Source organism: Paenibacillus sp. J22P51 (assembly GCF_059692215.1).
The window spans coordinates 1,054,341-1,076,441 of record NZ_JCAUAZ010000001.1 but is presented as its reverse complement, the minus strand read 5'-3'; the positions used below and the strand labels follow the sequence as shown (position 1 = coordinate 1,076,441).

The 22,101-nt window shown below is 46.3% G+C and carries 23 protein-coding genes; 18 read left to right on the top strand and 5 right to left on the bottom strand.

Features of this window, described 5'->3' with window-relative positions; translation table 11 throughout:
- The first annotated feature begins 40 nt into the window (after positions 1–40).
- The 7 genes from AC58QC_RS04240 (at position 41) to AC58QC_RS04210 (ending at position 5,105) form a co-directional block, all read left to right on the top strand.
- Positions 41–544: a hypothetical protein gene (locus tag AC58QC_RS04240; RefSeq protein WP_497413939.1), complete on the top strand. Its 504-nt coding sequence runs from the start codon at positions 41–43 to the stop codon at positions 542–544.
- Between the two features lie 137 nt (positions 545–681).
- Complete coding sequence (locus AC58QC_RS04235) at positions 682–1,794, top strand: C40 family peptidase (RefSeq protein WP_497413938.1); 1,113 nt, start codon at positions 682–684, stop codon at positions 1,792–1,794.
- Between the two features lie 121 nt (positions 1,795–1,915).
- Positions 1,916–2,134: a hypothetical protein gene (locus tag AC58QC_RS04230; protein ID WP_497413937.1), complete on the top strand. Its 219-nt coding sequence runs from the start codon at positions 1,916–1,918 to the stop codon at positions 2,132–2,134.
- Positions 2,134–2,829, top strand: a complete 696-nt coding sequence (locus AC58QC_RS04225; protein ID WP_497413936.1) for a hypothetical protein — start codon at positions 2,134–2,136, stop codon at positions 2,827–2,829. Before AC58QC_RS04230 ends, AC58QC_RS04225 begins: the two co-directional genes overlap by 1 nt.
- A gap of 4 nt (positions 2,830–2,833) precedes the next feature.
- Positions 2,834–4,030: a glutathionylspermidine synthase family protein gene (locus tag AC58QC_RS04220; protein WP_497413935.1), complete on the top strand. Its 1,197-nt coding sequence runs from the start codon at positions 2,834–2,836 to the stop codon at positions 4,028–4,030.
- Positions 4,027–4,719 (top strand): signal peptide protein, encoded by a 693-nt coding sequence (locus AC58QC_RS04215; protein ID WP_497413934.1) that lies wholly within the window; start codon positions 4,027–4,029, stop codon positions 4,717–4,719. The genes AC58QC_RS04220 and AC58QC_RS04215 overlap by 4 nt, the downstream gene beginning before the upstream one ends.
- Positions 4,716–5,105 carry a DUF350 domain-containing protein gene (locus AC58QC_RS04210; RefSeq protein ID WP_497413933.1) on the top strand — a complete coding sequence of 130 codons (390 nt, stop codon included), beginning with the start codon at positions 4,716–4,718 and terminating at the stop codon, positions 5,103–5,105. The genes AC58QC_RS04215 and AC58QC_RS04210 overlap by 4 nt, the downstream gene beginning before the upstream one ends.
- 12 nt (positions 5,106–5,117) lie before the next feature.
- On the opposite strand, the gene AC58QC_RS04205 is transcribed toward AC58QC_RS04210, so the two are convergent.
- From AC58QC_RS04205 to AC58QC_RS04195, 3 genes are read right to left on the bottom strand one after another with little or no spacing between them, the layout of a single operon-like run.
- Positions 5,118–6,167, bottom strand: a complete 1,050-nt coding sequence (locus AC58QC_RS04205) for an HD-GYP domain-containing protein (protein WP_497413932.1) — start codon at positions 6,165–6,167, stop codon at positions 5,118–5,120.
- 46 nt (positions 6,168–6,213) lie between these two features.
- Positions 6,214–7,278 (bottom strand): ThiF family adenylyltransferase, encoded by a 1,065-nt coding sequence (locus AC58QC_RS04200; protein ID WP_497413931.1) that lies wholly within the window; start codon positions 7,276–7,278, stop codon positions 6,214–6,216.
- Positions 7,279–7,302: 24 nt separating this feature from the next.
- Positions 7,303–8,004 (bottom strand): molybdenum cofactor biosynthesis protein, encoded by a 702-nt coding sequence (locus tag AC58QC_RS04195; RefSeq protein WP_497413930.1) that lies wholly within the window; start codon positions 8,002–8,004, stop codon positions 7,303–7,305.
- A gap of 122 nt (positions 8,005–8,126) precedes the next feature.
- Between AC58QC_RS04195 and AC58QC_RS04190 the strand changes: the two genes are divergently transcribed.
- The 11 genes from AC58QC_RS04190 to AC58QC_RS04140 all read left to right on the top strand — a co-directional run bounded on the left by AC58QC_RS04190 (position 8,127) and on the right by AC58QC_RS04140 (position 19,621).
- Positions 8,127–8,597, top strand: a complete 471-nt coding sequence (locus AC58QC_RS04190; RefSeq protein ID WP_497413929.1) for a molybdopterin-dependent oxidoreductase — start codon at positions 8,127–8,129, stop codon at positions 8,595–8,597.
- 80 nt (positions 8,598–8,677) lie between these two features.
- The gene (locus AC58QC_RS04185) at positions 8,678–10,132 is read left to right on the top strand and encodes a bifunctional metallophosphatase/5'-nucleotidase (RefSeq protein ID WP_497413928.1); all 1,455 of its coding nucleotides are present in this window, start codon (positions 8,678–8,680) and stop codon (positions 10,130–10,132) included.
- Between the two features lie 48 nt (positions 10,133–10,180).
- Positions 10,181–10,993 carry an undecaprenyl-diphosphate phosphatase gene (locus AC58QC_RS04180; protein WP_497413927.1) on the top strand — a complete coding sequence of 271 codons (813 nt, stop codon included), beginning with the start codon at positions 10,181–10,183 and terminating at the stop codon, positions 10,991–10,993.
- 117 nt (positions 10,994–11,110) lie between these two features.
- Positions 11,111–12,244 carry an HD-GYP domain-containing protein gene (locus AC58QC_RS04175; protein ID WP_497413926.1) on the top strand — a complete coding sequence of 378 codons (1,134 nt, stop codon included), beginning with the start codon at positions 11,111–11,113 and terminating at the stop codon, positions 12,242–12,244.
- 72 nt (positions 12,245–12,316) lie between these two features.
- Positions 12,317–14,542, top strand: a complete 2,226-nt coding sequence (locus AC58QC_RS04170; protein ID WP_497413925.1) for an MMPL family transporter — start codon at positions 12,317–12,319, stop codon at positions 14,540–14,542.
- A gap of 128 nt (positions 14,543–14,670) precedes the next feature.
- On the top strand, positions 14,671–15,798 hold the full coding sequence (gene yfkAB, locus AC58QC_RS04165) for a radical SAM/CxCxxxxC motif protein YfkAB (RefSeq protein WP_497413924.1): 1,128 nt from the start codon (positions 14,671–14,673) through the stop codon (positions 15,796–15,798).
- A gap of 24 nt (positions 15,799–15,822) precedes the next feature.
- Complete coding sequence (locus AC58QC_RS04160; protein WP_497414068.1) at positions 15,823–17,163, top strand: hemolysin family protein; 1,341 nt, start codon at positions 15,823–15,825, stop codon at positions 17,161–17,163.
- Positions 17,164–17,177: 14 nt separating this feature from the next.
- A complete protein-coding gene (ytvI, locus tag AC58QC_RS04155; protein ID WP_497413923.1) occupies positions 17,178–18,227 on the top strand; it encodes a sporulation integral membrane protein YtvI in 1,050 nt (349 codons plus the stop codon).
- A 313-nt stretch (positions 18,228–18,540) separates the two neighbouring features.
- Entirely contained in the window at positions 18,541–18,777 is a 237-nt protein-coding gene (locus AC58QC_RS04150) for a spore coat associated protein CotJA (protein WP_497413922.1), read from the top strand.
- Positions 18,770–19,036, top strand: coding sequence for a spore coat protein CotJB (locus AC58QC_RS04145; RefSeq protein WP_497413921.1), 267 nt, complete (start codon positions 18,770–18,772; stop codon positions 19,034–19,036). Before AC58QC_RS04150 ends, AC58QC_RS04145 begins: the two co-directional genes overlap by 8 nt.
- Positions 19,037–19,051: 15 nt before the next feature.
- Entirely contained in the window at positions 19,052–19,621 is a 570-nt protein-coding gene (locus tag AC58QC_RS04140; protein WP_497413920.1) for a manganese catalase family protein, read from the top strand.
- A 461-nt stretch (positions 19,622–20,082) separates the two neighbouring features.
- Here AC58QC_RS04140 and nagA read toward each other — a convergent pair whose 3' ends face one another.
- Positions 20,083–21,255 carry an N-acetylglucosamine-6-phosphate deacetylase gene (gene nagA, locus AC58QC_RS04135; protein WP_497413919.1) on the bottom strand — a complete coding sequence of 391 codons (1,173 nt, stop codon included), beginning with the start codon at positions 21,253–21,255 and terminating at the stop codon, positions 20,083–20,085.
- Entirely contained in the window at positions 21,252–21,980 is a 729-nt protein-coding gene (gene nagB / locus AC58QC_RS04130; protein ID WP_497413918.1) for a glucosamine-6-phosphate deaminase, read from the bottom strand. Before nagB ends, nagA begins: the two co-directional genes overlap by 4 nt.
- Positions 21,981–22,101: the final 121 nt, after the last annotated feature.

Here is a 22,101-nt window from a genome sequence, read left to right as displayed (position 1 = left end):
AGGAATCTCGTGTCATTTTACATACTAGGAGGCGTTCGTGATGAGTAATTCCAAATGGTTCAATGGCATGTGGGGAACGAAAGGCTGGAACCTTCCAGAAATCGATTATCAGTGGCCATCCCCCCAATTGCCGATCGTTAACATTAGGACTGGCGGCGCAAAGAAAGCTAGACGTAGGATAGTCATTGGTGTTATAGCGGTGGGAGACGTAGCGGTAGGTCTAATTTCAGTAGGTGCTGTCAGCATAGGCCTTGTATCCTTTGGCGCTGTTGCTTTGTCTTGGTTAGCCTCCTTTGGCGCTGTCGCGGTGACTTCGTATGTGGCAGGAGGAGCTGTAGCGATATCGCACTGGCTATCTATTGGAGCGGTAGCGATTGGTGATTTAGCCTTAGGAGCGGTAGCGATAGGTAAAACTGCCCTTGGTGCAGTGGGTATTGGTGAAACGGCCTATGGCGTCGTTGCCATCGGTGAACATGGATTAGGCTTGGTACCGATAACGGTTGATTTTGCTAACTGGGTGAAAGGACTATTCACATCCAAGTAAGGAGTAAAGGAGTTGCAATGACTAGCTGGCTTTCCAACATGCTCCAAGTCAGTTTGAGCTAATGGATTGCATAATTGCTTGCCACTTGTCTCACTCTATAAAGGATAATAATGTTTTCCTTAAGGAGAGAGAAATTCATGTGGAGTAAGCTAAAGGCACCAGCAATTGGAAGCATGGTCGTCATGCTGGCGATTACGACAGCTTGTGGGAAGGATAATGCGAGCCCCCGAAGTGTAACACCTACACAGAGTCCGACAACTCTTACAGGCCCAGGAAACACGACTACGAAGAGCCTATCTCAAGCAGGTAAGGATATTATTGCGCTTGCGAGCAATGATGCAGTTCTCCCGATGAAGCAGATTGGCAATGTGAATCATGTGTCTGCCCAAGATCTTATTAAGACATTAAAATTCCAATCAGAATGGGAAGAATCGGAGAACAAGCTAATATTAGGCGATAATGATGCCAACTTTGAATTGATTATGAACTCGAATAAAGCCATTAAGGATGGCGCAGATATTCAATTGAGTCAGCCCGTTATCAAAGAGGGCGCCACGGCTTATTTACCAGTCTCTGACTTGACCGATTTATTTCAAGATGATATGTCGTATGAAGTAAGAAAAAGCGATATTCTTATTCACGCCTCTCCCATTGCGATTATCGAACATGAAGATGATCCGGCAAGTGCGAATGATAATTCACCAGAGTTGGACTTCGCCGATGACCCATCTGATCCCTTCAAAGGCAATGATGAAGGCGCAAATCCGGCAATGAACTCGGATAAATCCTTAGGTGATTTACAAGTTTGGTCGCCATATGACCAAGAAGAGGTAGTGCCGGTTCTGAAGAATATCGATATTAACGCTATGATTAATAAAGGAAAGAATTATTTAGGGGTCAAATATAAATTTGGAACGGGTTCTTATCCGAAAACAGGCCGATTCGATTGCTCAACATTTACCCAATATATTTACGGGAAATATAATATTAAGCTGCCGCGCGTAGCTCGCCAACAAGGGGCTAAAGGCTCTTTGGTTTCTCGTAAATCATTGCGTAAGGGAGATCTTATGTTTTTCTATGTGCCTGGCCGCTTCAAATCGAACAAAACAGTTGGTCATGTTGGGATTTACATCGGAAATCAAAAGATGCTGCATGCGTCTCCTAAGCCGAAAAATGGGGTACAAATCACAAATATTAATAAGGCATATTGGAAAAAAACATTTATCAAAGCGAAACGCATTGCCTATTAATGGAAGTAATGGTAAGAGCCTATCCATGAGATAGGCTTTTATTTTTGTTAATTTTGAAACAATTGTATCTCTCGTGCGTTTAAATGTGTAGGAAGTTTGTTTGTGGAGGAGGCATGGGAGAATGACAATTGTACTTTATGAAAAGTTGATTGAGGGGCAGCTGCTCCGAATTGGAGAACGCGCATGGGATGATAAGCTTATTCAAGCCTTAAATGTGGCTAATTTTATCCTCGTTGGTGGCAAGGAATACGAAATGATTGAAGGTCGATTGAATTTAGATCTCCAAGTGTTTGAACTGCTTCTCGTTGCAGCCAGCTCAGAAGGGGGAGGAAGCAAGTAGTGAAACGACCACTTAAAGTACTATCAGCTTCACTCAGTCTGATCTTGTTAAGTCAAATGCTGCTGGTATCGACTCAGGCCGCAGAGACGCCAAGTCCAAGCGCGGGTTCATCCAAATTGGTGGAATGGTCGAACGAAGACGTCAAAGCGTATTATGATCCGCAGGTGGATTGGAGCTTACCTATCCCAGGGGATAAGGCAGCAGCTTCACCCTCGCCGACACCAGTTGCCGGTACGTCAGTTGGTACAGGAGGCAGCAGTGCTCCTATCATTGTGAATCAGGTTTCGGGCGGTGGCTTTGGTTGGGATGATCTTCTCCTGTATCATCTTATTTTCAACACGGTAAGCCCATATTCGTCTAGCAATTGGGGGAACAATCATCGCTCGTATTATTATCGTTCGAATACCCCATATGTCAATAAAACGTATCAACCGAGCTCATTTACGAATCGTTCCACCACGAAGACCCCTACTACCTCAAGCGGAAGCGGCACTTTTACATCGAATAAATCGTCTACAACCACCAAATCAAACACGAGCACGACAACCTCTTCCGGCTCTTCTGTAAATAGTTCTAGTTCTAGTGGCAGTACGTCCTCCAACAGCTCCAAATCGACTTCAACCTCATCCGGCAGTATTGGCGGTAAATCAAGTGGCTTTAGCTCATCTTCCTCCAGCTCAAGCTCTGGGGGTTAATTGCATGGAATTTGAAGTATGGGGTACACCATCTCCCGACAGGGACTTGAGAGTGCAGCAATTGGCTGAACTTGGGTTCACATGGGCCAATTTGGAGAAGGAAGACTACTGGATTGATCAACTTGTCGTGATGTCTAGTGGGGTTTATGAGGAGCTTATTCAAGCCGCTTCAGGACTGTGGCAGGTGTTCGATAAAGCGGTTCGTTACGTCCACAGGAATAGGGAACTTTATGCAGACTTATCGATCCCTGATGTGCTGTGGGATGGATTGGATCGGCTTGAACCGAATGAAGAAGGCTTCATTAGCCGTTATGCCAGATTTGATTTTACCATCAGTCAGGATGGCGCGATTAAATTGCTTGAATTGAATGCAGATACACCTACTGGCTATGTAGAGGCTGCAATTGCTACTCCGTGGCTATGTGAGCAATACGGTGTTGACTCACCAAATGTGTGGATGAAAGAGCTGGTAAGAGCCGCTTGGGAGATTGAGGCTCCCGACTACGCGGCCTGTATAGCATACGGACAGCATGCGGAAGACTCTGGTACGATAAATGCACTAGTCGCACATAGCCAGAGAGAGATGACTTGTGTGGATTGTTTGGATTTATGGATTGATGAGGGCGTAGTCAAGGTTGGTGCTGATCAGACCATTCGCCGTATGTTTGCCTTGTATCCGAAGGAATGGATGGGGGTCGACGACGGAGGAGAAGCACTGTCGTATGCAATCGAAGAACAATTCGTTCACGTGTTTAATCCCTTGCACGCCGTGATTTTGCAATCCAAAGGCTTACAGGCGTTAATCTGGGATCTTCATCTCAGACAGTCTGAGTTATTCACACTAGAGGAGCACGACGTGATAAAGACCTACATGCTGGCTACGTACATGGAACCAGTTTTCGAAGGTAGCTATGTGTCCAAGTCGATGTTTGGTCGTGAAGGGGGCTCTGTGGAGCTATATAACGAGCAAGGAGAGCTGGAGTTTAAGGATGAAGCAGGCTTCGATACGAGTGTGTTTTTCAAGCGTGTGTATCAGGAGAGGGCTGATTTGCCGCGGCTTTCCTTCCAGCATGGTCAAGGTCACTTATTAACCGGCCTTTTTGTATTGAATGGTACACCTTGTGGCCTTCTAGGAAGAGCTGGCGGAATCATTACGGGAAATGCAAGTCAATTTGTGGCGATTGGAGTGAAAGCGCCTTGAAACAAGGAAGATTCATGCTATTGGCAGTAGGACTTATCGGAATCATTTGTATCATTTGGTTGTTCAGCATGGCATTCGATAAGAAACCATCTGTTCTCAGCAAAACAACATCAGGGAACGCGGCAACATATACCAGTAATGGAACGAGTGGGCTAGAGAACACATCCGGAAACACGAGTAGTACAACTGGTGAGGTGCCATGGGACTACCAGGTTCAGCAAGTTAAGGTTGGCGATTTAATCGATGGTGACATGGTGTTGTTGCCGAACAATGATCGAATTTCCAATGATCAGAATTTTGCTACTGGAGATACCATTTGGGTATTGAGCTTTATGCAGGCATCGATGCAAACGGACAGTCAAGGGAAGAACGAAGTCACCTTGTCGCAGTGGAAGCCCCTCAAATCTTTTAAAACAAAAGAAGAAGCAGATAAAGATCTAGCGGAGTTGAAAGTAGAAATAAAGACGGATGTGAAATTGATCGGGGTTTATAAAACAGAGCTGGATAGCAAATTTAGATTTTTTGCCGTGGTAGAATTGCCAACAGGACAGAAGGTCAAGCAGCCGATTCCAGAGGATCGTTACAAAACGTTCAAAGATAAAAAAGAAGTAAATGTAGTTCTAGAAGAAGTACATGATTATACAGATTTTGATCAATCCATGGCTAAATTTCGGGGGTGGGCAGAGTGATCGTTTTGGATATTATAATTAGTTTATTTGTCATTGTCCTGCTACAGTTTGCAGGGATGTACGTATTTAGTTTAATGACACCATATCGCGATATGGAAGAAATAAACAGCGGCAATGTGGCCGTGGGTATCACCATGGGAGGTAAGTTCGTGGCAACGGCGATCATTCTAGGCATTGCTGCCTACACGAACTCCTCCATCTGGCATATGAGCTTATGGTTTGCGGTTGGGTACGCATGCTTAATAGCTTCATATTGGGTTTTTGATTGGTTAACCCCAGGCATGAAGCTATCAGATCAGTTGAAGCAGGGTAATATAGCCGTAGGTACCTTACTTGCAGCTGTATATATTGGGATTGCGATTTCGGTGAGCAGTCTAATTATTTAACTTGTAGGCCAATTAGATCGCAATTTTCGTTATTTCAACATTCCCGATTTGCGATAAATCCAAGAACTGATTGTCGATGTTAATGAGCGGTCGGAAGAAATCAGTAGGGTTCGTCATGATGATCGTACCTTCACGTCCGTCGCTCAAAGACACTTTCTTGCCTATAAAATTAGGAATCATGTTGCGAATGAATACTTGCGTTATTTTGGGATCCAGCTCACCAAAGCTCATACGGTGCAGCTCCTTGAGAACATGCAGAAGATCACGTCGCTGTTGATAGACCCTGCTTGATATCATTGCGCTGTAGACATCTGCAACTGCGACAATACGCGAATAGGAATGAATGTCTGTACCGAATTTCCGGAGCGGATAACCTGAACCATCCATACGCTCGTGATGCTGAAGGGCAACAAGAGCTAGTGTATCATCCTTTAACGACTTACGAATGATATCATAGCCATGAATGGTATGCTTCTGAACATCCTCGAACTCTTCCTTCGTCAGCTTGCCTGGTTTATTCAAAATATCCGGATGAACTCTACATTTCCCAATATCGTGTAAATAGCCTGCTTTACCAATCACCAAAGCTTCTTTCTCGGATTTGTTCATCCATTTGGCAATATAATAAGATAACATGCCTACTTGCACACTGTGCTGAAGGGTGTACTCATCCTGGCTTGTCAACGATAGGAGAAGTGATACCACGTCTTTCTCTTCTTTAATGCTCGCAATCATCGGATTGAAAGCGGATTCTACATCCTCATTACGAATAGAACCCCCGTCTTGCAACACTTCAAATAGCTCTTTGAAGCCCTCGATAGCGTTATTAAAAGAGGAAACCTGTAACTTGTTGGCTTGTCTGGATGGGGCTTCCTCAACCACTTTCTCGATTTCACTGCTTCTAGGAGCTATATCAACATAATCCACACTGTGGCGATTGAGCATCGAAATGTCTCCAGCATCAAGAACCGTGCCTGATGATAGGAGATTTAGGCCTACTGAATTGTAGGAATCGGAAATCAATTGATCACCAACTATAAGTTGAAGCACATGTACACGCATAGAAGCTCCTCTCCAAGTCCTAATTTCACGTAGGTATATTGTAATACTACATCCCAATATAACGGCTGTAAAGACTTTTGGCTTGATTTAAATCTTCAGTCCCTTGAATGAGAACGCGGCCGCCAGGGAATAGAATCATTTGAATATCGGCAGAAACGTGAAACTTCAATAGAAAGCGGTTTTTCTCAACAATACCTAGGGGCTTCAGCCGTTCCTCCCAGTATTCCAACGGATGTGTACTAGGCACGATTGGGTGAATTTGAACCGAATTACGCCCGCATAAGGATTGAATCGTATCGCTTTCAAGAATGGCATCTAAGTACTCATATTGCTTATGTGCACATGCGGGACAATCCGACTTCTTAGCCCCAGATACCCGTATGGCTGAGTTCTGATTGAACCATAAGTCCCATTGCTGCATGCTGAGATTAAGCTGCTCAGTTGCACCTACAAGCAGCTTGAGCGCCTCTGTGGCTTGAAATGACGCAACAACATGAATGATACCTCCAATGACTCCGGCTGTATCACAAGTATCCGTAGAACCTGCGGCTGGCGCTTGTGGGAATAGGCAGCGCAAGCAAGGGGTTTGTTCAGGGAGAATTGTCAATGAGACACCTCTCGAGGCAACAGCACCGCCATAGATCCAAGGAATTCCTAATTTCAAGCTGACATCGTTGAGCAGGAAGCGGACGGCAAAATTATCCGTGCCATCGAGAATGACATCAACATCATGCAGCAAATGTTCCGCATTCGTTGCGTTCAGATCACAGACATGAGGGTCAATAACAACAGCAGAATTGACAAGCTGTAGACGTTTAGCTGCAGCGATCGACTTTGGGATCGTAGCAGACGCGTCCTCTTCATCGTAAAGCATTTGCCTTTGCAGATTGCTCCTGTCTACAAAATCACGATCGATGATTCGAACATAGCCAACACCTGCACGCACCATATGATTGGCAAGTACGGTGCCTAAAGCGCCCATGCCAACAATAGCAACTCGTCCATGGCTTAGCTTTCGCTGACCTTCAAGGCCGATAGGGGGAAATAAAATTTGCCTCGAATAACGCGAGTCAACGTCAGGAGCAGCTTCTGTATGTAAGTGCGGATCCAAGTTAAGTCATCTCCGATCAAGTCATTATTCAGCTTTCGGTGTAGAAAGCGGGTTCCAAGGTCCGGTTTGGCTGCCTTTCCATTCGGATCCGTCTTCCCATATTTCTTTTTTCCAAATGGGTACGATTTGTTTCAAGCGCTCAATCGCGTATCGACTGGCTTCATAGCAATCGGCGCGGTGAGGTGAGGACACGGCGATGACGACGCTCGCCTCTGCTATAGCAACCTTACCCAAACGATGCGTAATGGCGCACAAGGCACCGGGCCACTTGGCATCGATTTCCTCACCGATGCTCGCCATCGTTTTCAGGGCCATAGGAACATAAGCCTCATACTCCAATAGCACGGTTCGCTGTCCATAAGTCATTTCTCGCGTAGTACCTATGAAAGCGAGTGAAGCGCCGTGGTTGGGATGGTTCACCTTGGAGCTCACTGAAACAACATCAATGGGTGTATGAGTGATTTCATAAAGGGAAGGCTGTCCACCTGAAACAGGTGGTATGAGAGCGAGCTCATCGGAAGCGGAAACGGTCTCCTGATCACCGGCATAAGCTTGATTTTTGGCGAAAAAGCATATAGGAAGCTGCGCCGAGGCCGCAGGATAGTTAGTTATAATTTTCTCTTTCAATTGTGCGATCGTTATGAACTCTTGTTCAACAGAAATCGTCAGATTAGAAGTTCCGAATAGGTCTACGAGCCCTGCGAAAAGTTGGATGTGTAGGTTCAATTTGTTTCTCCTAGCGATAGATGTTAGAATCCCTTACAGCATATCATATTTTGCCCTGGAAATGGTATAATGGAGTGATCATTTGGCAGGAAATGCCTGTTGAGTTGGAAGGGGATGTAAGTATGCAAACTAATTTAGTCATAGAAGTGTCTGACATATATATGAAGATGGAAACCTTTACGGTTGATGACATGGTCGCTTTGGCGGATCAACGTTTGAACATTCAAGATCGCGTACCCGCCGTGGAGGGAGAGGCATTTGATCTCAAGGGCTGGTACCAAAACTGGAAAAGCAATAGGCAACAGTTGAGCAATGAGGAGCCATCCCACGTGAAGGTGGAAGCCGTAGATGAGTTCCAAGCTGTGATACCGTGGTCACAGGTTGATCAAGCCCTTTTTCTATATGCACAGGAGGGACAACCGCTCCAGAAAGGGTATCCCATTCGTCTTTACGTACCAGATGGAAGCAGCGAATGTCTCAATGTTAAAAGTATTGTAAAAGTATGGTTCCTAAGCGAACCAGCTTTGGGGGAAGAAGCAACCTATGGGTTTAAAAATAAAGTGTCCCTCGATGAATTGAAATTCAAGAAATGAGCAGCAGGATACTTGCATAACATAGAGACATGCTAGGAACTAGTTGACTACGAAGAGAGGTGAACGGGATGTCGGCCCCCTTGCAACGGCTAGTAATTTTACATACGAATGATATTCACAGTCATTTTGAGCAGATGCCCAAAATAAGTGCATATTTTGATCGTGTTCGCCGCCTCTGGCCGCCACACCAGGTATTGACACTCGATATTGGCGACCACATGGATCGGATGTTTCCTGAGACGGAAGGAACGAATGCAATCGCGAATTTAGAAATTATGAATGCGACAGGTTACGATGCGATGGTTCTGGGAAATAATGAAGGCTTGACCTTCACGCCGGATTGGCTTAGAGCGGTTGTGCTGGAACACGCGCAATTCCCGATTATTGGCAGCAATATTACCGAAATCGCTACCAAAGAGACGCCGGATTGGATGCTGCCGTCGCTGACCGTTGAGAAGTCAGGACTTCGTATAGGTCTGATTGGTGTTACAGCGTCTTATCAAGATTATTATGAGCTGCTTGGTTGGCATGTCACCGATCCTGTGAAGGCTGTGAGCGCCCATGTGAGCCTTCTGCGCCCTAAAGTGGATATCTTAATCGTTATGTCCCATCTGGGCCTGAGAACGGATCAGAAGATGGCTGAGGAGCTGGAGGGCATCGATCTGATCCTAGGCGGACATACCCATCATCTTCTCGAAGAGCCGCTTTTGCTCGGCGGCACTTATATTTGTGCGGCCGGCAAGTTCGGACAGTATGCCGGCCACATCGAACTTGCCTACGACCCGGCGCAGCGCAGGATCGTGGAGCTGAACGGCCGCGTCGTCCCGATGACGGACGCGAGCGAAGAAGACAGCAGCGTCACCACGCTGCTTGAGCACTACCGCATCGCCAGCGCAGCCTCGCTGGCGGTGGAGGTGGCGCAGCTGCGGCAGCCGCTGCGCCTGGACTGGTACGGCGAATCCCCGCTCGGCAACTTGCTTGCCGCGGGCATTCGCCGCTGGACCAGCGCCGAGATCGGGCTGGTCAACAGCGGGCAGCTCCTTCAGGGACTGAAGGAGGGGGGCTTGACCCGGGGCCGGCTGCTGGAAATCTGCCCCGGCCCGATCAATCCCTGCCGCATGCTGCTCAGCGGCGCGGATATTCGTCAAGCGCTCGAAGAGTCGCTGCTTGACGAATTCATGGAGAAGCCGATACGCGGTTACGGCTTCCGCGGGGAGGTGCTCGGCGTACTCTGTGTGGACGGGATAACCGTCCAAATGGATGCGTCGCGCCCTCCGTATGAACGCATCCTCGCCGTGCATGTTGGCAAGGAGCTGCTAGATCCAGAACGCTCCTATCTTGTAGGTACGATCGATATGTTTACGTTCGGTTCCGGGTATTTATCGCTGGGACGTGGCAAGCAGATCGTTTACATGCTGCCGGAATTTATCCGTGATGTGCTAGCGGATCAACTGCAGGATGAGGCCGCGATCGCAAGCAGCCATAATTTTAGATTCACAGATGTTGTCAGACCCAGTCCCAAACAGGTAGAATAAGTACTTGGAATAAGTATCACCATATTCAACAGGTCATAGGGGGCAATTATGCATACAATTTTTGAAGCGATCATCATTGGGATCGTTGAAGGCTTAACTGAGTTTTTACCCGTATCATCGACAGGACATATGATTTTGGCGCAAAGCTTATTAAACACACAAAATGACGAAGTTATGAAAACCTTCGATTTCGTGATTCAGTTGGGTGCCATTATGGCAGTCGTCATTATCTATTGGAAGCGAATCCTATCGTTATTTGGACTCGTAAAACGGAAAAGTGAAAGCAAAACAGGGAAAAAGCTGAATTTAATGCATATTTTAATTGGTATCGTACCTGCTGGTGTGATCGGCGTCTTATTTAATGATATTGTGGATGAGAAGCTATTCAACACAACGACAGTGTTAGTTGGACTTGTGTTAGGCGGTATTCTATTGATCATTGCTGAGCAGAAGAAGGAACAGCCCAAAACAATGGTCCTGGATGACTTGACGTATCGACAAGCCTTTGCAATCGGTTTATGGCAGCTCATTTCGATCTGGCCAGGCTTCTCTCGCTCAGGCTCAACAATTGCGGGTGGTATGCTGTCTGGTGTAAGCCGTGCGGCTTCTGCTGACTTTACGTTTATCATGGCGATTCCAATTATGTTCGGAGCTTCTGGCGTTTACTTTTTGAAAAATTATGACGCGCTTTCCTCAAACGATTTGGCCTTTTTTATTGTAGGGTTTCTAGTGGCTTTCGTCGTTGCTTTACTTGCCGTCGTATCCTTCATTAAATTTGTACAAAAGATGAAGCTAACTTACTTCGCCTATTATCGTTTTGCAATTGCGATTATTTTCGCGCTTTATATGTTTTTAAAGTAAAATATTACGTAGGACTAGCGAATCGCGTCGAAAGACGCGGTTTTTTATATTGAAGTTTTGAATAAAATCTATTACATTTAAATAGAACGTAATGCTCACCTATGCGGGGGTCCTGAAATGCTGTTTATGCCGATCAACATGTGTCAACCAGGAATGAGGCTGGCCAAGAATATATACAACGATGATGGTATGGTCCTTCTGGCTGTTAATGTTGAGCTTACACAGAGACTCATTGATCGCTTGTTTACGTATGGAATCGATTATATCTACATAGAAGACGCTAGAACGGATGACATCATTCAAGAGGATGTCATTCAAGATGAAACAAGAAGCAGAGCGGTATCCGAAATTCGCAACACCTTCAAGAAGGTAATGGAGGATTCGAATAAACGCGGAGCCGTTAATTATTACGATATTGGGCGTAATTTTCGTGATGTTATGAAGATGATCATTGATGATCTCAGTGCTCATGAGGGTGCGATGGTCATGCTCAATAATATGAATGTGAAAGATAACTACTTATTTCAACATTCTGTGAATGTAAGTATATATGCGATTATGCTTGGTATCAGTTATGGGTATAGTAGGGATAAGCTGGAGACACTTGGTTTGGGGGCATTATTGCACGATATTGGCAAAACCAAAGTTCCATTAGGTATTCTGCGCAAGCCTTCTCAGCTAACCCCTGATGAGTTCAAGGAGATGAAGAATCATACGACCTATGGTTTCAATCTACTGAAGGATGAGCCGAATATCCCACTGCTTTCTGCACATTGTGCCTTACAGCATCATGAACGTATTAATGGCAGCGGCTATCCCCGAGGGATTCAAGGGGATGAAATCAATGAGTTCGCCAAATGGATTGGACTTGTCGATTCTTATGATGCTATGACGACAACACGGGTATATCGAAGACCATTATTGCCACATGAAGCGATGGAGCAGCTATTCGCGGGTTCTGGAACCATGTATGATCAAAGTCAGATTGCGTTATTTCGAGACAAAATTGCCATTTACCCATTAGGTATTACGGTTCGCCTGAATACGGGAGAATACGGAATCGTATCTAAGCTGAACATGTCTGTTCCGCACAGACCGACGATTCGTGTACTTCAGGATGAAGCAGGAACCGTGCTTAAAGAACCCTATGAAATCGACCTTTCAAGCAAGCTATCCGTATTAATTTCCGAAATTGGAGAAATTAACGTAAACGAATCAGAACTTGATTCAAGTATGCCGACAATTATTTAGAACAGACATAGCACTTTTTAGATGAAGAACCTGGGAAACCAGGTTCTTTTTGTAGATCAAGGAGGAAGTAAAATGAGGGAGTCAACGGTACAAGGGAAGTTTTGGAGATGGGGCCATGCCATGTATAAGTTTCGATGGCTTGTCCTAACGATCGGCATCATCTTAATGCTCATCTTTGCTGTTTTCGCGCAGAAAATGCCTGGTCTGCTCAAGGACAACGGATTTACCCCGAAAGGGAGTGAATCCGATCTGGGTTTGATTCAAATGCGGGATGAGCTTGGCGTACCGCGAACACAACTGAGTTTCGTTTATCAGGGGATTAACGGTCTTAATTTAACGGAGAAAGATCAGCAAGATGCTATTATGGATTCTCTTACTAAATTGAAAGAACTTCCTTATGTAGAAGGTGTAAAGTTCGTATCTACTTCTCGTAATGAAGGACATCTGGATATTCAAGCAGTTACGGTTTCACTGTCGTTGGATACGGATCCCGCACTTGAGAAATATCCGGAGCTCAAATTGCTTGTGCATCCGCCCGCTGGTATGGATGTCTATGTAACCGGGGGACCGGCGATTCTGTATGACATGCAAGTAGCGAGCAAACATGATATTGCCAAGTCGGAGGCGATTGGTTTACCGATTGCTCTCCTTGTATTGCTAATTGTTTTTGGTACATTCGTTGGCGCGCTTCTACCTATGATCGTGGGTGTAATGAGTGTAACTCTTACCCTTGGCGTTACTTATTTCATCGCACAGCATCAATCGTTATCGAATTTTTTGCCGAATATGGTTACGATGCTGGGGCTTGCTGTTGGTATCGACTATGCCCTCTTCCTGGTCAGCCGTTTTCGTGAGGAGCTTAAAGTCCAAGGGAGTGTTGCAGACGCCGTAGCAATGACATGTCAAACAGCCGGGAAATCGATATTTTTCTCAGGAATCGCTGTACTGATTGGCTTATTAGGTATGTTGTTTGTAGATTTGACCTTCTTCCGCTCTTTGTGTCTCGGTGGTGTCGTCGTTGTTTCTATTTCTGTGATTGTGGCCAATACGGTACTGCTAGCGCTTTTAGGTGTTCTAGGTCATCGTATTAACTCCTTGCAGGTTGTTCCTAAACGTTTCCGCAAGCAAGGAACATCCTTGTTCTGGGAAAAAATCGCTTATGCGGTGATGAAACGTCCGGTCGTTTTAGTTGTTCTGGTTGGTGGTGTGCTGATTTATAGCATGATTCCCATCGGTCATATGAAATTAGGTGTGCCGAACGCGGAAGTGCTTCCTCCGAGCTATGAATCCCGTTTTGGTGCAGAACTGATGAAAACCGCCTATGACCCTCGAATGACAGGACCGATTCAAATCGTGATACATACGAAAGATGAGGTGTGGTCCTCAGCTTCTATTGGGGAGATACATGCTTACGCTGATCGCGTTAAAGCTGTCGCTGGTGTCAATGAAGTCCAGAGCTACCTTAGTGTCCTAGGTTCGCATACGGATGCTGAGCTTGCGGGTATGTTGGCGAGTTCCGATGTTAAAAAGCAGGTGGAAGTCTCGCAATTAGCGAAGGGTCATACCGCTTTATTAGTCGTAGTACTTGAGAGGGATACCGATGATCCTGCAACGGATACACTTGTTCGAGAGCTTCGTAAGCTGGATAAAGAGGGATTAGAGGCTGCCGTCACAGGCGGACCTGCCTACCGATTGGACATCATTGACCGAATTCAAAAGGAGATTCCTGCAGTATTAATTTTCGTAATGGGAATTACTTATCTTGTTCTATTGTTTGCCTTCCGATCAGTGCTACTTCCACTTAAAGCTGTGCTAATGAATATGCTTAGTTTGGGGGCTAGCTTAGGTATCGTTGTTTTAGTTTTTCAATACGGGTACATGGCGGACATGCTGCACATTACGTCGATTGGGTATGTAAGTGCAACGCTGCCAGTGATCATCTTCTGTGTCGTTTTTGGCATTTCCATGGATTACGAAGTTTTCCTCATTTCACGCATTATGGAAGAGTATGAGGCCAGCGGCGACAACGATCAGAGTACAGCTGAAGGTTTGAAAAAAACAGGAAGCCTGATTACAAGCGCAGCTTTCATCCTTGTTGTCGTTGTCGGCTCGTTTATTTTCACGGATATAGAAATTATGAAGGCGCTGGGACTAGGTCTTGGACTTGCCGTCTTGATCGATGCCACGATCGTACGCGTCATGCTCGTGCCTGCGCTAATGAAGCTGCTCGGTGATGCAAACTGGTGGGCACCGAAGTGGCTTCGCGTTAAGCACCAAGCGAAAGTGGATAAGCGTTAGCGACATCTGCGATTCATGCCCCTGTTTCCTTTTTTGTGAATCATAAGTTACAATAAAGGGCATAGGTATAGGCATAAAAGGTAGTAAGATGTTCTTGAATAGGAAATGATAGGTCAGGTGTAAACAGCATGAATAGGAACGTAACACACTCCATATTACCGGAGCTAACTCCCCATTATGACCCATGGGACCCCATTCGGTCGTATCGGAAATACGGGAAACATGTATTAACCAGTATAGAGCTAACCATCACCAATCTGTGTAATATGCGTTGTGAGCATTGTGCAGTTGGGGATTCACTTACGATGACAGAGGGGCAGCGTATTCCGTTGCCGGTCATTCTGCAAAAGCTGGATGAAATTGAGCATTTGGAAACGATCAGTCTAACTGGCGGCGAACCTTCTTACCACATTAAGATCGTGAAGGACTATATGCTTCCGATCCTCAAGTATGCGCGGGAGCGGGGTATTCGCACTCAAATCAACTCCAATTTAACCTTGGATTTGGAGCGATATGAGCTGCTTGCGCCTTATCTCGATGTTATGCATATCTCATTCAATTATTTGGATGCAGAGGATTTCCATCAAGTCGGGTTTGTGAACTCACAGCGTCCTGTGGGGCAAGCAACGGCTGCGGGGATGTATGAGCGAATGGTTAATAATACAATCGCACTCAGCAAAGGCGGTTTGTACGTTTCTGCGGAATCGATGATTAATACGCGGACCCATTTAAAATTGCCTGAGATTCATCAGCTGATTAATGAAATGGGGTGCAAGCGTCACGAGGTACATCCGATGTATGCGAGCTCCTTCGCCTCACATCTTCCAATGGTCTCGCTGGATGAATTGCGCACGAGTATCCATCGCTTGTTAGATCAGCGTAATCCAGACATGTGGATGCTGTTCGGAACACTGCCTTTCTTCGCATGTAATGAATTGGAGGAGGATCGCAGGTTAGTTAAGCGTCTACGCGAGGAACAGAATGTAACGGTTCGTAACGACCCCGATGGGCGAAACCGATTGAACGTTAGTACGTTCACAGGCGAAGTTTTCGTCACCGATTTTGCTAATGAGCCTCCGCTTGGAAATATACACGATGATGGGCTTGATGCCATCTTTGCACGTTGGGAGAATAACACGCTAAACCAACGCGTGAACTGCTTCTGCAGTGCCGCATCTTGCTGCGGACCAAACCTGCTTGTTGCCGACTCGTACTATCGAAATGTAGATTTCAAAAGCCGCAAAGCTATTATTTAATCATCTCTTTCTAAAGGAGAATACATTTTGTCACATACGTCGTTTGATTTCGGTTCAATCGCTCTCAATCTTTTCCTGGTTATTGTGCTCGTCCTGCTGAATGGATTTTTCGTTGCAGCGGAGTTTGCACTTGTAAAGGTTCGACAGTCACGAATTCAACAGTTGGTCAACGAAGGTAGCGGTATAGCCAAATATGCAAGCAAATTAACGTCCCAGTTGGATAGGTATCTATCAGCTACGCAGCTTGGGATAACCCTTGCATCCTTGGGTCTTGGTTGGGTTGGAGAACCAGCCATCCATGAATTGATTATGGAGCCCCTCTTTTATCAACTTGGTTTTGGGGAATCTGGTTATACAACGACTTTGTCGTTTATTGTTGCCTTCGGGTTTATTACGTTTTTGCACATCGTGCTCGGTGAGCTGGCTCCTAAATCCTTTGCCATTCAAAAGCCAGAATTGACATCCTTGTGGCTATCAGCGCCCTTATTGTTTTTCTACAAAATCTTTAGTCCGATTATTTGGGTGCTAAACGGAGCGGCAAATAAATTTCTAGCGATGATTGGTGTCGAGCCTGCCAGTGAGCATGAAGCAGCGCATACCGAGGAAGAAATTCGAATCCTGATGGATGAGAGTGTCAAAAGCGGTCATATCAATGAAGATGAGATGACGCTTTTCGATAATATTTTCGAATTCTCCGATCTCATTGCTCGGGAAGTTATGCTGCCGCGGACAGATATGGATTGTCTGTTTCTGGAAGTAAGCTTTATCGATAATTTACGATTCGTTCACGAAACCAAACATACACGTTATCCTGTTGCTGATCAGCATAAGGATAACATTGTCGGTTTTGTACATATTGCTGATTTATTGACAGCGGATCCTGATGTTGAGCAGGAACTCAAGACCTTCATTCGTCCCATATTAAATGTGCCTGAGTCGATGGAAGTTAGCCGTGTACTCAAGCTCATGCAAAAAAAGCATTCCCAACTCGCTATCGTTATCGATGAGTACGGGGGGACTGCGGGGCTCTTGGCTTTAGAGGATATCATCGAGGAAATCGTGGGTGAATTGCATGATGAATTCGATGTAAATGAGCGACCTGGTGTGGAAGTAAAGGACAAATACACATCTGTTGATGGTCGTGTATTGCTTGAAGACCTGAACGAAATGCTGGACCTTCAAATTGAAGACGATGATGTGGATTCGATTGGCGGATGGCTGTTTAAGAAAGTAGAAGGCGCGCCTGTCAAAGGTAAAAAAGTACCTTACGCCAACCATGTGTTTGAAGTTACAGAGGTAGATCGATTACGTATTGTACGTATACATATAACGAATATCGACACTGTCAAACCGGGAAATGAATAATCGGAGGAGTCCCTATGTCACCTAAGACAGCCATACTCATGGTGTTAGGATTATTGCTGTTGTATGTGTTGTTCACCGTAGGACTGCCATTTCTCTTAGCACTGGTGACAGCTATTTTCTTAGACCCATTAACGTCTCTCTTGATGCGTGCCGCGAAAATGAGACGCTTTATCGCCGCAACCATCGTCAGTACAGCATTCACACTTCTGATGGTAGCATTAATTTATTTCATTGGGATGAATGTGGTTACTGAACTGATCGATCTAGGGCGTAAAGCACCTAACTATATGGAGGACGTCAATAAATACGTGGATCAAGCCGTTGTGCGAACCCAAGTATTCTATGATTCCTTATCGCCGGAAATGGCGGCACAGGTGCAGACCTGGCTGGAACGCAGTACAGAAACGCTAACAGGTGCTCTAACGAGAATCCTGAGCGGAATTTCAGGATTTTTCCTCAATATGGCTGGTAAAATCCCTAATTTATTCATGCTGTTGATCGTTTATGTGATTGCCCTGTATTTGTGCATGTACAACTTGGCCAATTTGAAGGTTGCGTTTCTCTCGGTGTTTGAATCGAAATCCAAAGATAAAATGGAGCATGTGCTGACTTATTTGCGTGAGGCTATCTTTGGCTTCATTCGCGCTCAGCTAATCATGGCGATATTTACGTATTTGTTGACATTCATCGGACTGCTCGTTCTTCGAGCAGAGTACCCCCTCGCGATTTCACTGCTCGTTATGGTGATGGAATTCGTGCCTGTGATTGGTACCGGCATTATTTTCATTCCATGGATCATTTACCAGCTGCTGCTGGGGTACACAGGAATGGGTATTGGGTTGTTCGTGCTCTTCTTGGTGCTAGTCATTCTTCGCCGTATTATAGAGCCCAAAGTGCTTAGTGATGCCGTTGGTATCAATTCATTAGCCGCTCTAATTTCGTTATACATTGGTTTTGAGTGGCTTGGATTCGCTGGGTTGTTCCTCGGACCTTTGGTCGTCATTATTTATCAATCGTTGCGCAAAGCAGGCGTGCTGAATTTTAATATTAAATTAGATGAATAGCGAGATAATGAAATCCCTTTTCGAATTGCGATGGCGCAATCGGAGAGGGATTTTTTTGTTTGGTGGAAGAGAGTGGATCAGCTGTAGGGGGTACTTAGATCACGCAGAGGTAGGGGGAGCGATAGGCTCGGAAAACGAGCATAAGTAGTGGCGGCTGGAGCAATAGGCTTGGAAAACGAGCATAAGCTGCTCACCCAAAGCCATTTGTACTTCAAAACAAGAACATCACATCGAAAAAGATGGGAAATCGGTGATTTTGGTCAAGTTATGCCGCATATAACGAGTCATATAGGCTCTGAAAAGGAGGAAACGTATGTACACACAATTTAAAAAATGGTACCCGTATATCGGACCGTGCGACCCTTGTCCACCGATCCGAGTGAAATGGTATAATACGCCACCGCAGTTATATATTCATTTTCAACCGCCAGGACTGCCACAGTTTAGTCCTTATGATGCTTTGAAAATGGGGACGCTTTGGCCTGCGCTCTATGGACCTTATCCGATGCATGAGCCGAGAGTCGAGAAGGAGGCCAATCTACATGAGTGAGTATGTACTACCTGAAGCTTATTACAAGCAGCTTCGTGATCTGCAAGCCGTGGATTTTGTATTGGTCGAGCTGACGCTCTATTTGGATACACACCCAGACGATCTGAGCGTGATACAACAATATAATCAATTTGCCCATAAGCGCTTGCACATGGTTCAGCAATTCGAACTAGAGTTCGGCCCTTTGATGCCTTTCGGACACAGCTTTACGAAAGCACCATGGCAGTGGGTGGAGACTCCCTGGCCTTGGCAAGTTTGAGAAGGAGGATAGCCCATGTGGATTTATGAGAAAAAACTGCAATACCCAGTCAAAGTTAGCAAATGTGATCCTCGAATGGCCAAACTGCTTCTTGAACAGTATGGAGGAGCAGATGGGGAGCTTGCTGCGGCGCTGCGATATTTGAACCAACGATACTCGATTCCAGATAAGGTCGTGGGTTTGCTGACGGATATCGGTACGGAGGAGTTTGCCCATCTTGAGATGATTGCTACCATGGTGTATAAGCTGACGAAAGACGCCACTTTGGAGCAAATGAAAGCGGCTGGATTGGATGATCACTATGTAGCTCATGATCGCGGGCTGTTCTATCAGAGTGCCGGAGGCGTCCCCTGGACGGCAACCTACATACAAGCTAAGGGGGACCCAATCGCTGACCTTTACGAGGACATAGCGGCCGAGGAGAAGGCGAGAGCGACTTACCAATGGTTAATCGACCTAACGGATGATGTGGATTTACAGGATAGCTTGAAATTTCTCAGGGAAAGGGAGATAGTGCATTCGCTGCGGTTCAGGGAGGCTGTTGAAATTTTGAAGGATGATCGCGTGGAGAAGAAGATTTTCTAGTTGAACATAGTGCACAGTACGAAACAGGCATTCCGCGGAATTTTACATGAACATGCCGCAGCTCTATCTGTTTTTCAGTAAAAGAGGAGGAGTGGTGATCGGCTAGATCAGGCTTTCGAGCAAAGTTTACAGCGATTTTCCGCATAAAGGGAACTACGATCCTCTATTTGCCTGTTAATCGCCAAAAAATGATTGTAACGGAACTCCAGTCCCCTATTTGTGCGAAATTGGCCTTCCTACCTCTAAAAGTGGACGAATAGCGTCCCCTAGTTCCGTTTCAATTGAGAATAGACTGAATGTGAGGAAATAGCGTCTCCTAGTTCCGTGTGAGTGGCGGAATTATTAAAAAGCGCAAGGAGTAGGCAGAAAATCGGAATGGTGAAAGGATGATATGATCTGGTTGTAGGAAGTTGTATGAATAGCGACAATAAAAGCCAGCTCAGATGAGCTGGCTTTATGTTTTAAGATTTCATTGCCGCGCCGCGAACCCAAACCTGCTCCAGCGCAAGCTCCGAGCTGATCAGCAGCAGGTCGGCTTGCTTGCCCGCGGCAATCGAGCCGTGCGTCGCTTCGAGGCCAAGCAGCCTCGCCGGATTGCCGCTCGCGTAGCGGCTCGCATCCTCGACGCTGACACCGACCTCGCGCACCATAAACCGGAGCGCATCGATCATCGTCAGCGTGCTGCCGGCGAGCGCGCCGCCCTCCGTCAGCCGGGCCACGCCCGACTGCACGGTAACGGCCTGGCCGCCAAGGTCGTACTGCCCGTCGCCGAGCCCGGCGGCGGACATGGCGTCCGTGATCAGCAGCAAGCCATGCGGCTGCTTCACCATCGTCAGCAGCTGAATGGCTGCTGGATGAACGTGAATCCCATCGGCGATCACCTCGCCGCTGATGCGTGCGTCGGTGAGCACCGCACCGACGGTACCGGGCTCGCGATGATGCAGCGGCTTCATCGCGTTGAAGGTGTGCACCGCATGCGAGAGCCCCACACTCACCGCCGACTGAATGTCGGCGTAGGAGGCGTCCGTGTGGCCGCATGCGGCAACGATGCCGTGATCGCGCAGCCATGCGATCATCTCAAGGCCCCCCTCGCGCTCGGGGGCCAACGTCAACTGCTTCATGAGCTGCGGGAACCGCTCATGCCAATCCTTGAGCCATGGCAGCTGCGGCGTTACCATGAGCTTTGGATCTTGAGCACCCGCCCATTTGGGCGAGATGAAAGGACCTTCCAAGTGCACGCCAAGCAACTGAGCATAAGGCATACCTTGCTCAATATAGCGCTGGACCTCGACAAGTACGCGATCAATCGCTTCATGCGTAGCCGTCATCGTCGTTGCCAGCATGCCAGTTGTGCCATTCGAGGCATGATAACGAGTGATCGTATCCAATGTCTCTGGATTCGCATCCATGAAATCGGCGCCATAGCCGCCATGCACGTGAACATCGATGAAGCCTGGCAGCAGCCATTTGCCGGCAGCGTCTATACGAATTGCACTAGGACTAGCTGTGTCCGCCAGCCAGCCAGATGGTTTACCTACATAGGCTAATTTGCCATCAACCACGTGAACCAACCCATTTTCAATTATGCCTTGTTCTGTAACAACCCTAGCACCTGAGATGAGAAGCTCGCTCATTCGAACAGCCTCCCTGCCTCAGCATCAAGAAGAACAACAAGGTGAGGATGAGTCTGAAGCAGTGTGGCTGGAACTTCGGTTGTAATTGGTCCTGTTAGGGCACGATGTACGATTTCGGCTTTATCTGCGCCGCGTACAATTAAAAGGATGGTTTTGGCTTTCAGAATCGTACCTACACCCATCGTCAAAGCGTGCGTAGGCACATCATTGATCGAATCGAAATAACGCGCGTTCGCTTCGCGTGTTTCTTCTTTCAATTCAACGCGGTGGGTACCGCTAATCAAGGAATCGTCTGGCTCATTAAAGCCGATATGTCCGTTATGGCCAAGGCCTAGAATTTGCAGATCAATTTGCTTGGCATCATCCAAAAGTTGATTAAATCGTTCACATTCCGCTTCCAAATCTGAAGCATTACCATTAGGGATATGTGCAGCATCTGCAGGAAGGTCTATGTGTGCAAATAAGTGCTGCTGCATATAAGCATGGTAGCTTTCTGAGTGGTCGACAGGCAAGCCAACATACTCGTCCAAATTAAAAGTCGTAACCTGTTTGAAACTAACACGGCCTTTCTCGTAGGCTTTCACAAGTTCTTCGTAAATCCCGACGGGAGTGCCGCCAGTGGCTAAGCCGAGAACAGCTTTCGGTTGCATTTGAACCAGGGAGGTGATAATACCAGCACCTGCTTCGTTCAGTTCTTGTTGGTTTTGGAAAATATGAAGGTTCATTATCGTATTCCTCGCTTTCATGGATATAAGTTATAAGGGGAGAAGATTTTTTCATAAAATTATTAAATGTAGTTAGGATTATTTTGCATGAATATTTCATTTTTTGATCAAATTATTCTCA